Source organism: Senegalimassilia anaerobia JC110, assembly GCF_000236865.1.
Taxonomy (GTDB): domain Bacteria; phylum Actinomycetota; class Coriobacteriia; order Coriobacteriales; family Eggerthellaceae; genus Senegalimassilia; species Senegalimassilia anaerobia.
Map to the genome: position 1 here is coordinate 350,284 of NZ_HE611014.1, position 12,284 is coordinate 362,567.

Consider the following 12,284-nt stretch of genomic DNA (forward strand, 5'->3'; position numbering starts at 1 on the left):
GGCTCTCAATGCGTGAGGGGGGGGGCGCTGGTCTGTGCTCCTCTCGAGGTGCATCGCCTCTCCCGATTCTCTGATCAAAACCGATGGGCCCGGAACGATTACTCGCTCCGGGCCCATCGCAGTTTGTTGGTCGGTTTGATTTTTCCTCGAGGCGCCCCCCTAATCCCAGGGGTTTTCCTGGAACAGGGGCTCGGGTGTGGGCGGGCGGTCCGAATAGGGATCGTAGCCGTCGTCGTCCTCGTTCTCAGCGCGGATGAAGGGGTCGTTCGCGGGCTGCTCGGATGCGGAGCCGGACGTCACGCCCTCCTTCGCCGAATGCCGCCTCGTTTCGGCCGACGACCCCTTGCCGGCTTTGCCGGGCAAGGGGGTGACCTGCGGTTTAATGGTGTAGCGCTTCGGCATGGCGTTTCCTTATTCGCCAGCGCCCAGATTGCTCAGGTCGTAAGGTGTGGTCTGATACACGTAGTAGTTCAGCCAGTTCGTGTACAGCAGCTGCGCGTGCGCGCGCCACGTGCTGACCGGCTCCTGCGTAGGGTCGTCGTTGGGGAAGTAGTGGGCCGGGACGGGGACGTCCATGCCCTTGTTCACGTCTCGCTCGTACTCGGCGCGCAGCGTGCCGGTGTCGTACTCGGGGTGGCCGAACACGAAGAAGTGGCGGCTGTCGGTGCTCTTGGCGATGTAGACGCCGGCCTCATCGGACTGCGCGACGATCTCCAGGCGCGGGTCCGCCTCGATGTCCTCAGCGTACACGGTGGTGTGGCGGGAATGCGGCGCCCAGAAGCGGTCGTCGAATCCGCGCACCAGCGGGCTGGAGGGTTTGAGCACGTCATGGTTGAACACGCCGGAGAGCTTCTTCGGCAGCTCGTGCTTCTGGATGCCGTAGTGGTAGAAGATGCCGGCCTGCGCGCCCCAGCAGATGTGCAGCGTGGAGTGCACGTTGGTGGTGGACCACTTCATGATGCGGCACAGCTCGTCCCAGTAGTCGACGTCCTCGAACTCGTGCAGCTCGACGGGCGCGCCGGTGATGATCATGCCGTCGTAGCGGTTATCTTTGACCTGGTCGAACGAGCGATAGAACGTCTTCAGGTGCTCTTGGGAGACGTTGCGCGACTCATGCGAGATGGTGTGCAGCAGCTCCACCTCGATCTGCAGCGGGGTGTTGGACAGCTTGCGCATGATCTGCGTCTCGGTCTCGATCTTCTTCGGCATAAGGTTGAGCAGCAGCACGCGCAGCGGGCGGATGTCCTGATGCATGGCTCGATGCTCGGTCATGACGAAGATGTTCTCGCTTTCCAGCTGCTCGGTTGCAGGCAGCTGGTCGGGGATCCTGATTGGCATGGATCGGTCCTTTCCGGATTGAGCGTCCCGCGCGCGGGCGGGACGGGTATGTGCGGTTGTGCGGCGGAGTTGGCGCCGTTCACCTGCTGAAACTTACCGCCTGCACCATAATATCAAAGGCTCAGAATACCGGGTTATTGGTAAACCAGAAAGCAAGTTATCGCCGCAAGCAAACGCAGCAGGTGAGCAGACGGTAGGCGGTGGAGGCAGGGCTAGCGGCACAGGGTTTGCCGGCATGGCGCGGCGGGGTTTTCCGCATGGCGTTGCCAGCTCGGCGGGGCGGGTCGGCCTGGTGCGAACGTCGGTCGGCGATGGTTTGTCGCGCGGTTGCGTGCGGGGCGGCGCCGCAATCGTGCAGTCCGTGTGAAAATCGCGGAGTAACCCCAGATGAGCACACATGCCCCATTGACTTCGAAGCGGCTGAAACCGTAGACTATAAAAGTTCGCTTTCAAAAGCCCCGTAAACGCAAGGTGGAGGCAGCGCCAAGAAGGGAAGTCCAGACCCGACGAAGCGCGCCGGCGTAGGAAACCGGCAGCATACAGACTTGCACTTTTGAAAAACGACACCCTGTGCGCTGTGGTCGCACAGCGTAACAGGAAGGACATGGAGGAAAAACAGTGAAGACGTATCACGCTAAGCCTCATGAAGTTGAGCGCAAATGGTACATCATCGACGCTGAGGATCAGGTCCTCGGCCGTGTTGCCACCAAGGCCGCTACCCTTCTGAAGGGCAAGCACAAGCCGCAGTACACGCCGCACGTGGACACCGGCGACTTCGTGATCATCATCAACGCGGACAAGGTTCGCGTGACCGGCACGAAGGAGCTGAACAAGGTCTACTACCATCACACCGGTCATCCGGGCGGACTGAAGTCCGAGACCTTCGCCGAGGCCATGGCCAAGCACCCCGAGCGCGTCATCGAGCATGCCGTCAAGGGCATGCTGCCGAAGAACACGCTGGGCCGCAAGCAGGGCCTGAAGCTGAAGGTTTACGCTGGTGCCGAGCACCCGCATATGGCTCAGAAGCCGACCGAGATCAAGATGGAGGGCTAAACCATGGCGAATGAAGCATTGTACTACGGCACCGGTCGTCGTAAGAACGCTGTCGCTCGCGTGCGCCTCGTTCCCGGCACCGGCAAGGTGACCGTCAACGGTCGCGATGGCAAGGAGTACTTCGGCCGCGAGGCTCTGCTCGACTATGCCAAGACCCCGTTCAAGGTCACGGATACCCAGGATCACTTCGACGTGCTCGCCCGCATCGACGGCGGCGGCATCTCGGGTCAGGCCGGCGCTCTGCGTCACGGCATCTCCCGTGCCCTGCTGGCAGCTGGCGACTACCGCGCCGAGCTGAAGAAGGCTGGCTTCCTGACGCGCGACGCTCGTATGGTCGAGCGCAAGAAGTACGGTCTGAAGAAGGCCCGCAAGCGCCCGCAGTTCAGCAAGCGCTAAGGTTTGTTTCCTTTGGCTGCGCCACGCGTGGCCGTGCAAGCCTGCAAAGCCCGTTCCGCGAAAGCGGGGCGGGCTTTCCGCGTTGTTGGGGCGCAAAAGCCTTCAGCAATCCCAACCCTTCCGTAACGAAACGTTCCATGGGCTGAAAACTGCCGGAAACATAGCGCCGGTACCGTAAGTTACAGCAAGTTGACGTGCTGCTTGCCGGTACAAGATGCTAAGCTACGAGAGTTGACAAACTCGCTAACCTGTAGCATGCAGTGGCAAGGGAAGCGCGCGTCTGAAAGGTAACTATGAAGGAGCTCACGCCTATGTCGAAAATTCCTGAGATCTACGGCTCGATGGTGTTCAACGAGCACACGATGCAGGAGCGACTGCCATCTGCAACGTATAAGGACTTGATGAGGACCATCAAGAAGGGCGAGCCTTTGAACCTTGAGGTCGCCAACGTCGTCGCCCACGCCATGAAGGAATGGGCCATCGAAAAGGGCGCCACGCACTACACGCACTGGTTCCAGCCCCTTTCCGGCATCACCTCCGAGAAGCACGACAGCTTCCTCGATCCCACCGGCGACGGCCGCGCTATCATGAGCTTCTCCGGCAAGGAGCTCATCCAGGGCGAGCCCGACGCCTCCAGCTTCCCGTCCGGCGGCCTGCGTGCAACCTTCGAGGCCCGCGGCTACACGGCGTGGGACCCCACCAGCTACGCATTCATCAAGGACGAGGTGCTGTGCATCCCCACCGCCTTCTGCAGCTACACCGGCGAGGCGCTTGACAAGAAGACCCCGCTGCTGCGTTCCATGAGCGCCATCGACGAGCAGGCCAAGCGTGTGCTGGCGCTGTTCGGCGAGACCGCCGACCGCGTGATCACCACCGTCGGTGCTGAGCAGGAGTACTTCCTGATCAGCGAGAAGGATTACGCGAGGCGCTCCGACCTCATCATGACGGGCCGCACGCTGTTCGGCTACTCCCCGCTGAAGGGCCAGGAGCTTGAGGAGCATTACTTCGGCGCCATCCGCCCCACGGTCAACGAGTTCATGAAGGAGCTCGACAGCGAGCTGTGGAAGCTGGGCGTGTCTGCTAAGACCAAGCACAACGAGGTTGCTCCCGCGCAGCATGAGTTGGCGCCGCTTTACACCAACGGCAACCGCGCCATCGACGAGAACCTCCTGACCATGGAGAAGATGCGTCTGCTGGCAAGCCATTACGGCCTGGTGTGCCTGCAGCATGAGAAGCCGTTCGAGGGCATCAACGGCTCCGGCAAGCATAACAACTGGTCCATTTCCGCCGGTAAGACCAACTTCCTGGATCCCGGCGAGACCCCCATGGACAACCTGCGCTTCCTGGTGTTCCTCACCGGCGTCATCCAGGCTGTCGACGACTACCAGGAGCTGCTGCGCATGACCGTGGCCTCCTGCGGTAACGACCATCGTCTGGGCGCCAACGAGGCCCCGCCGGCTATCGTGTCCATCTTCCTGGGCGACGAGCTGGGCGCCATCGTGGACGCGCTGGTTGACGATCATGAGTACACTTCTGCGGAGAAGGTTGCCGTCGACCTGGGCGTTTCGGTGCTGCCGAACTTCCTCAAGGACAACACCGATCGTAATCGTACCAGCCCCTTCGCCTTCACCGGCAACAAGTTCGAGTTCCGCATGCCGGGTTCCGCGGTGAACCTGGCCGACTGCAACATGGTGCTCAACACCGCCATGGCCAAGTCGCTGAAGGACTTCGCCGACGCCATGGAGGGCAAGTCCGGCGACGAGTTCGAGTCCGCCGCCATCGCTTACATCAAGGAGACGCTGAAGAAGCACCAGCGCATCATCTTCAACGGCAACGGTTACTCCGACGAGTGGCCCGCCGAGGCCGAGCGCCGCGGCCTGGCCAACAACCGCACCACCGCCGACGCGCTGCCGGCCTACGTTGCGGAGAAGAGCATCAAGCTGTTCGAGGAGTTCAACGTGCTCACCGAGGTGGAGGCTCGTAGCCGCTACGAGGTGAAGCTGGAGAAGTACACGAAGCTCATGAACATCGAGGTCCGTACGATGAAGCGCATGACGCGCCGTACGTTCCTGCCCGCCATCAACAAGTACGCCACGCTCGTTGCCAACGAGATCAACGAGATGAAGGTCGCTTGCGCTGGTATCGACACCTCGGTGCAGGATCAGCTGCTCAACACGGTTGTCGACGGCATCAAGGAGATTAACGATGCCCTGAACGAGCTGCATGCCGCGCACCTGGCCATTCGCGACCTGGCCGACGAGCAGGAGAAGGCCAACAAGTACGCGCACGAAATCGTCCCGATGATGGAGCGCCTGCGTGCGGGCGTGGACGCCATGGAAATCGTGGTCGCTCACGACCTGTGGCCCGTCCCCACGTACAACGACATCCTGTTCTACTGCTAGCAAACGGGATTCGATACAGAATACGAAGGAAGCCGCCCTCGGGCGGCTTCCTTTTTTGCGATTTTACAGCTGATCGGTATCCAGCCAGATGGTGAAGGGGCCGTCGTTGACCAGGCTGACTTGCATCATGGCGCCGAAGCGGCCGGTTTCCACGTGCGGCACGTCTTGGCGGGCGCGTTCGATGAACTGCTCGTAAAGCTGCTCGGCCTGGTCTGGTGCGCCGGCGCCGGTGAACGAGGGCCGGTTGCCCTTCTTGCAGTTGGCGTACAGCGTGAACTGCGACACGATAAGAACCTGCCCGTCCACGTCGGCAAGCGAACGGTTCGTCTTGCCGTTCTCGTCCTCGAAGATGCGCAGCTTGAAGATCTTGCCCCACAGCCGCTCGATCTGCTCAGGGCCGTCGTCCGCGCCCACGCCCAGCAAAATCAGGTACCCGCGCTCGCACGAGCCCGCCGTTTCGCCATCGATATCCACCTGCGCATGCGTCACGCGCTGCACCAATGCCCGCATAAGGCCCTCCTTCCGCGTTTTGCCTTCCAGCATAGCGCATCAAGGGGTCCCGAAGCGTCCGACATCGTCGCCATAGCGGGATGGGCCTTTTGCACGTCCCGCTATGCCTTCTCTTCTTGAATCAGGTCGATCATCTCTTGGCTTGAGTGGACGCCGAGCTTTTGGTAGATGTGCTGGCGGTGGGTGCTCACGGTGCTTTTCGACAGGCACAGCTGGTCTTGGATGTAGGCCAGGTTGCGGCCCTTGGCGAACAGCGTCATGATCTCGGTCTCGCGCTCGGATAGTCCGCAGCGAGCGGCAACGGCAAGGCACTTGTCGGTGAAGCGCCGCTTCCTGTCCGTGGGGAGCAGGTTCACGGCGAAGGCCAGGTCGTGCTCGGTGAACGCCATCGCCGCCATCATGACGAGCGCCGCGCCCAGCACGGCGCATGGGAACACCTGGGCAAGCTCGAAGGACGTGCAATTCACCACGAAACGCCCGATGAGCATGCCGATCAAAGGCCCGAAGGTCCATCCTGCGCGAACGAATTGGAATACGCGGATGCTGGTGGCTGGATACTGGTGGCAGGCGCCGCAAATGAGGACCCATGCTAGGATGCCGTAGCACTGGAATGCCGCCGAGTTGAGCGCGTAGGGGGCCACGGCGCTTATCGGGTACAGCAGTGGGGTGGGCAGCAGCAGCGCACCGAGCGCCAGGAACAGTATGAGGATGCGGTAGCAGAGCTCCGGGGCTCGCGGCGTTTTCATGCTGACCAGGGCCAACGTGATCACTGTGGCCCCGAGTCCGATGATAAGCGCCGCGCCCGCCTGGATGAATGCGTAGTATTGCCCGCCTGCGCCTGCGATGCCCATTTGGATGTACAGGGTGCGCGCCAGCTCGTTCGCGCAGCCGATAAGCGCGCAGCATAGCGCCAGAGCCAGCGTGAGATGTCGCAGTTGGCGTCGATTCTCCGGGCTGGCGGGTTCGGTTTGCGCGGGAAGGGGCTTGTCGTCGATGGCCTGCTTGCCCTTTTGGGTTGACGCGCCCGTGTCACGCAAAAAGGAGCTGATCACGGGCATGCTGGCGGCGAAAAGGCATGATTCAAGCGGTCCGAAGAACGAGAACAGGCAGAAAAGCGCCGACATGCACAGGTATCCCAAGGCGGCTATGGTTGCGGTGGCCTTTGCGGAGAACTTGCTCATAAGGATGCCGAATTGCGCTAGGAAGAGGCCTGACGAGACGCCTGAGACGACGCCCGATGCGGTGGTGAGCGCGATGCTTGCGGCGAATGCCCCCGCCGCTGATTCGCCGTCGGCCCAGCCGGCTGCAACGGGCAGCAGCAGCGTCGATGCCGCCATGGCTATTGCCGATCCCACGCGGGCGGGCCTCTTCGCCAGCCAGAGCGCGCAATGCCTGTGCTCGATTCCGATGAGGATCTGCGTGAGCAGCAGCGTGCAGATGGATATCAGGTAAACCGTATCGAGCACAGGCTCGCCCTTGTCGCCCACGATGTTCAGGCTTTGGAACGTCATGGGAACCCATGCCAGAAAGCAGCCGAGCGCCACGCCTGTCAACGCCTCGGTGCGCCCGAGCGATTCTCGGGCCCGATTCTTTTTACCCGCCAATGTTCGAGAGAGCTTTTCGCGGTTCGTCGAGCCGTCGCCGGCGCCTTGCTTCGGCTTTCCGCAGCCGCGGTCCGCGGTGCGCGCTTCTTCGCTTTTGCCGGCATCGGCAGATGCCGGCGCGGCGCGCAGGCTGCGATCCCTCGCAGCGGCCGTGGTGTTCTTCTCCCCCAAGAAAAATCCTCTCCCTCGTTTGAAGGCGATTATAGTACACCCCCCCTCATTCGCCTGAACCCATCCGTTGAAGTCAGCCTGGGATAACACCCGAGTCAGGTATATCCCCAGTTCAAAGGCATCATGTTACTAACATGATTTCGAAAACCCGCCCTCAACCATGTTGCCGGCCGGATTCGCCGCTTGCTTTGCGCGTCGTATCGTCGGGAAGGCGAACGCACCGCGGGCTCGGCCCCAAACCCCAAGCAAGCCCCGGACGCGGTGATGTTTCGCAGGGCCTCGGGAAACCCCGAGAACCCGAGAAGAGGGGCGGCAAGCAGCCGAAGACGAGGGCTGCGATGCCGTACGACCACAGAGGAGATGGCGCCTTGCAAGGCGTCGAAGGAAAGGAGGATGCATGGGCAAGCTTACGATGACGCGCCGCACGTTCGCGAAGATGGCTGCGGCCACCGCCGCCGCCGTCGGCGTTGCGGCTCCGGCAAGCTCTGCGCTGGCCGAGACCAAAACCGGCACCACCGGCGCCGGCGAGGTCAAGCGCATCCGTTCCACCTGCCGCGGCTGCGGCAAGATGGAATGCGGCGTGTGGGTGTATGTGCAGGATGGAAAGGTCATCCGCAGCGAAGGCGACGAGGCCGCTTTCCAATCCATGGGCAATCACTGCTCCAAGGGCCAGGCCTCGCTGCAGGCTGCATATCATCCCGATCGCCTGAAGTACCCCATGAAGCGCACGAACCCGAAGGATTCCAACGATCCCGGCTGGCAGCGCATCACTTGGGACGAAGCCATGGAGACCATCGGCGAGAAGTTCAGCGAGCTGCAGTCCAAGTACGGTAACGAGACGTACTTCAGCATGGCCGGCACCAGCCGAATCTGGTCCATGGGCCCTTACGCGGCGTTGAAGCAGTGCTTCGTAAGCCCGAACGCCATTCAGGCCAACGAGATTTGCAAAGGCCCGCGTTTCTATGCCACGAAGCTCAACGACTACAACGCTTACAGCTGGATGGAGACCGTCGGCCGTCCGCGCGTGTACGTGCAGTGGGGCGGCGCTTCCGAGCTGTCGAACTACGATGACTCGTGCCGTACCACGGTAGACGTGGCAACGCGCGCCGATTACCACATCCTGGTGGACCCGCGTCAGACGAACCTGGGCAAGGAAGCCGATATCTGGCTGCCGCTGCGCCCCGGCACCGATGCCGCCATGGGCTTGGGCTGGATCAACGTCGTCATCAACAAGGGCCTCTACGACGACCTGTACGTGCGCAAATGGATGAACGCCCCCATGCTGGTGGTGGAGGACGAGGATTGGGAGCCTTCCGTCTCCGATTCACAGTCCACGCACGGCTCCAAGAAGAACCGCCTGCTCAAGCAGTCCGACATCAAGGAAGGCGGCTCGAACACCGCGTTCATGGTGCTCAACGAGCTGAACGGCGAGCTGACGTATTACGAGTCCAACGGCAAGTCCGTGGCGTCCTCGGTCACCGATGCCTCCGCCGCCGATCTGAGCTTGCCCAGCAGCTCCAGCTCCGGCAAGCTGCCCCACTGGGAGGGCGAGGATTGGAAGCCTGCGACCGCCGGCCGCGAGGCTCAGATCCACGGCCTGGACTTGACGGGCCAGAGCCAGGGCTTCGTCATCGACGCCACGCCGTTCATCGACGGCCTGTATCCGGCGCTGTACACGCCCGAAGGCGGCCTTGAGGTTACGCTGAAGGACGGCAAGAAGGTGCATTGCCGCACCGTTTGGGAGCATTTGTGCGACCGCGTCGCCGAGTACACGCCCGAGAAGGTTGCCGAGATCACCGGCTGCAAGGCCGAGGACATCGAGCGCGCCGCGACCATCTACGCCACGCGTCTCGACCCCTCCACCGGCTACGGCAACGGCGGCATCCAGTACATGCTGCCGCTCGAGCACAGCTGCAACTCGCTGCAGACCAACCGCACCATGGACATCCTGTGCGGCATCACCGGCAACATGGACATCCCGGGCGGCATGCGCGGCTCCACCGCTGGTTGGCCATTCTTCGACCTGGCCATGACGCTGCCCTCCGCGGCCTCCGTGAAGGGCTCGCCCGACCAGTCCAAGATCATCGGCGGCGATAAGTTCCCCATGCTGGCAGACCCGAAGTGCAACCCCAGCTGGGCGGACGCCACGAGCATCTACAAGACCATCGAGACGGGTCAGCCCTACAAGCTGTCCTGCGGCATCGGCCAGACCGGCGACCACATGAACCAGTCGAACAGCCTGTACGCCTACGAGCAGCTCAAGAAGTTGGACTTCTGGGTTTCCATCGACCTGTGGGAGACGCCTACCGTGGGCGTCGCCGACATCGTGCTGCCGGCTGCGCATTGGATGGAGCTCGACTGCATCCGCAAGTCGCAGGGTTCTTCAGGCTCGTTCGGCGCTACGTGCAAGGCAGTGGAGCCGCCGGCGGAGGCGGAGCCCGACCTGAAGATCGTCATGCGCATCTTCAAGGCCATGGGCCAGCCGTACTGCGAGGGCAGCACCGATGACGAGAAGTGGCCCATCGACGATGCCGAGAACGTGTGCAACAACATCGCGCTCTCCGGCTTCAGGATCCCCGAGTGGCAGGACTACAAGCAGGCCTTCCAGGAGAACGGCCCGTGGGATTCCAAGATCGAGAAGCCCGAGGCCTGGGGCACGTATCGCCGTTACGAAACCGGTTGGGCAACCACGTCCGACTCCCCGGCGGCGGTGCAGGCGGTCATGGACCATCCGCAGGGTTGGGACACGTCCACCGGCAAGCAGGAGATCTGGTCGACGGTCATCGATAACTACTATCCCAACGATGACCAGGCTATTCCGACGTTCCGCGAGGCGCCGCACGGCCCGGTCGCCGATCCGGATCTGTTCGAGGACGACAACTCGTTCCTGGCTACCACCGGTCGACGCATCCCCGTGTACTTCCACAACGAGCATCGCCAGCTTCCCTGGTGCCGCGAGCTGTGGCCCGTGCCGCGCATCGAGATGAACCCCGAGGATGCCGAGCGCATCGGCGTCGAGCAGGGCGACTGGGTATGGATCGAGACCAAGGAGCACAAGATCCGCGAGGTCGTCGACCTGTACCACGGCATTGCGCCCGGCGTGGTGAACCTGGAGCACCAGTGGTGGTTCCCGGAGCTGAAGCAGGCCGACAAGGGCTTTGCGCTGTGCGGTGTGAACTGCTTGCTGGACAAGGACGCCCAGGACCCGTTCATCGGCACGTCGAACCTGCGCGCTTATGGCGTGAAGGTGTACAAGGCCACGGCGGAGAACTCCCCGTTCGGCAATCCCGTGCCCTGCGGCGACGACGGCACCGAGATCATCCATGACTCCAGCGATCCGCGCTTGAAGGCGTGGGCGCCTGATTACGAGGGGAGGACGAAGGCATGAGCCATCCGGCAATCGTAACCGACCTGAACAAGTGCGTCGGCTGCCTGGCGTGCAGCGTTGCCTGCAAAGCGTTCAACGGCGTGCCGATCGGCAGCTTCTGGAACAAGACGCTGCGCATCGGGCCCTATCCGACAGCGGAAGGTTCCGGGCACTTCCCGGACGTGTATACGTACTTCCTGACCGTGCAGTGCCAGCACTGCGCCGACCCGGAGTGCGTGAAGGTGTGCCCGACCGAGGCCAGCCACATCGCCGCCGACGGCACCGTGCAGATCGACAAGTCGAAGTGCATCGGCTGCCAGTTCTGCGCCATGAGCTGCCCTTATGGCGTGCGTTACCTCAACGATGAGGAGCGCGTGGTTGAGAAGTGCACCCTGTGCGAGCAGAAGACCGCGCAGGGCGAGCTGCCCCAGTGCGTCACGCAGTGCGGTGGTTTCGCGCGCTTCTTCGGCGACTTGGACGAGGGCATCGAGAGCTTCCGCGGCCCCTACAACAAGACGCTTGGCGAGCTGACCGGCGAGGACGGCGACTATCCGATCAAGCCGTTCGAGGATTCCGACGTGCATCATTTGCCCGATGTGGGGAACCATCCCTCGTTCCGCTACATCCTGCGCAACCACGAGTGGAAGGGGGAAGAGTAATGGAACTGCAATGGCCTCTGATCCTTTTCACCACCCTTACCGCATGGGGCTGCGGCGTGCTCGGCGGCGCCGGCGCGCTGGCGCTCAAGGACGCCGGTAAGAAGTCCCAGCAGCTGCTGGCGATCCTGTCCTGCGTGCTCCTGGCCGCCGGCGGCATCGCCGTGTTCTTCCACCTGCAGCACTGGGAGCGCATCTTCAACGGCTTCGGCCACATCACCTCCGGCATCACGCAGGAGCTGATCGCGATCGTGGTGTTCGTCGTGATCGCCGTGGCGTACTTCGTGCTCGCTCGCAAGTCCGACGACGGCGGCACGCTGCCGAAGTGGATGGCGTGGGTCGCCATCGCCATCAGCGTGGTGCTGGCCGCGGTATGCGCGCATAGCTATATGATGCCGGCGCGCCCGGCGTGGGATTCCGTGTTCGAGGTGCTCTCTATCGTGGGCGCCGCCTTCCTGCTCGGCCCGGCCACCTGCGCGGTGGTGCTGGCCGCCAAGGGCGAGGACGCCGACGCCTGCGGCCTGCCGGCCGTGGCCGGTTCCGCGATCGGCGCCGTGTGCACCGCCGCCTACGCCGCGTTCATCCAGCTGAGCGCCGGCGCGTTCTCCCAGGTGGGCTACTACTTCGACCCGACGCACCCCACCAAGGCCGTGGCCGACGCCGCCGCGACCGTCGGGGCGCAGGCGCCGCTGCTGTGGCTGGGCGCCGTGGTCGTTGGCGCGGTCGTGCCGCTGGTCGTCTGCGTGCTCGCCCGCAAGAAGGGCGACGCCGCCAGCTGGAAGCTGTT

The 12,284-nt window shown here is 63.0% G+C and carries 10 protein-coding genes; 6 read left to right on the plus strand and 4 right to left on the minus strand.

The genetic code is table 11. The annotated features are described in order from the left end of the window. Positions 1-159: 159 nt before the first annotated feature. Positions 160-402 (minus strand): hypothetical protein, encoded by a 243-nt coding sequence (locus SFHG_RS01485; RefSeq protein WP_042432555.1) that lies wholly within the window; start codon positions 400-402, stop codon positions 160-162. Between the two features lie 9 nt (positions 403-411). Continuing rightward, positions 412-1,338, minus strand: a complete 927-nt coding sequence (metA, locus tag SFHG_RS01490; RefSeq protein ID WP_042432560.1) for a homoserine O-acetyltransferase MetA — start codon at positions 1,336-1,338, stop codon at positions 412-414. Positions 1,339-1,956: 618 nt separating this feature from the next. Here metA and rplM point away from each other — a divergent pair. The 3 genes from rplM to SFHG_RS01505 all read left to right on the plus strand — a co-directional run bounded on the left by rplM (position 1,957) and on the right by SFHG_RS01505 (position 5,189). Next, positions 1,957-2,391, plus strand: a complete 435-nt coding sequence (rplM, locus tag SFHG_RS01495) for a 50S ribosomal protein L13 (RefSeq protein ID WP_042432563.1) — start codon at positions 1,957-1,959, stop codon at positions 2,389-2,391. 3 nt (positions 2,392-2,394) lie between these two features. After that, entirely contained in the window at positions 2,395-2,787 is a 393-nt protein-coding gene (rpsI, locus tag SFHG_RS01500; RefSeq protein ID WP_042432566.1) for a 30S ribosomal protein S9, read from the plus strand. A gap of 311 nt (positions 2,788-3,098) precedes the next feature. Next, on the plus strand, positions 3,099-5,189 hold the full coding sequence (locus SFHG_RS01505; RefSeq protein WP_042432568.1) for a glutamine synthetase III family protein: 2,091 nt from the start codon (positions 3,099-3,101) through the stop codon (positions 5,187-5,189). Positions 5,190-5,252: 63 nt separating this feature from the next. Here SFHG_RS01505 and dtd read toward each other — a convergent pair whose 3' ends face one another. Together dtd and SFHG_RS01515 are read right to left on the minus strand one after the other, a co-directional pair. Further along, entirely contained in the window at positions 5,253-5,699 is a 447-nt protein-coding gene (gene dtd, locus SFHG_RS01510) for a D-aminoacyl-tRNA deacylase (protein ID WP_042432569.1), read from the minus strand. A gap of 101 nt (positions 5,700-5,800) precedes the next feature. Further along, positions 5,801-7,474: a response regulator transcription factor gene (locus tag SFHG_RS01515; RefSeq protein ID WP_052297758.1), complete on the minus strand. Its 1,674-nt coding sequence runs from the start codon at positions 7,472-7,474 to the stop codon at positions 5,801-5,803. 397 nt (positions 7,475-7,871) lie between these two features. Between SFHG_RS01515 and SFHG_RS01520 the strand changes: the two genes are divergently transcribed. The 3 genes from SFHG_RS01520 to SFHG_RS01530 all read left to right on the plus strand — a co-directional run. Further along, positions 7,872-10,862: a molybdopterin-containing oxidoreductase family protein gene (locus SFHG_RS01520; protein ID WP_042432572.1), complete on the plus strand. Its 2,991-nt coding sequence runs from the start codon at positions 7,872-7,874 to the stop codon at positions 10,860-10,862. Then, positions 10,859-11,500, plus strand: coding sequence for a 4Fe-4S dicluster domain-containing protein (locus tag SFHG_RS01525; protein ID WP_042432574.1), 642 nt, complete (start codon positions 10,859-10,861; stop codon positions 11,498-11,500). Before SFHG_RS01520 ends, SFHG_RS01525 begins: the two co-directional genes overlap by 4 nt. Then, positions 11,500-12,284: dimethyl sulfoxide reductase anchor subunit family protein (locus tag SFHG_RS01530; protein WP_052297759.1), on the plus strand; the 785-nt coding region annotated here is incomplete at its 3' end. The genes SFHG_RS01525 and SFHG_RS01530, both read left to right, overlap by 1 nt.

Coding starts and splice junctions, on each gene's coding strand:
- SFHG_RS01485 (WP_042432555.1), bottom strand. CDS start 402: ATGCCGAAGCGCTACACCATTAAACCGCAGGTCACCCCCTTGCCCGGC.
- metA (WP_042432560.1), bottom strand. CDS start 1,338: ATGCCAATCAGGATCCCCGACCAGCTGCCTGCAACCGAGCAGCTGGAA.
- rpsI (WP_042432566.1), top strand. CDS start 2,395: ATGGCGAATGAAGCATTGTACTACGGCACCGGTCGTCGTAAGAACGCT.
- SFHG_RS01505 (WP_042432568.1), top strand. CDS start 3,099: ATGTCGAAAATTCCTGAGATCTACGGCTCGATGGTGTTCAACGAGCAC.
- dtd (WP_042432569.1), bottom strand. CDS start 5,699: ATGCGGGCATTGGTGCAGCGCGTGACGCATGCGCAGGTGGATATCGAT.
- SFHG_RS01520 (WP_042432572.1), top strand. CDS start 7,872: ATGGGCAAGCTTACGATGACGCGCCGCACGTTCGCGAAGATGGCTGCG.
- SFHG_RS01525 (WP_042432574.1), top strand. CDS start 10,859: ATGAGCCATCCGGCAATCGTAACCGACCTGAACAAGTGCGTCGGCTGC.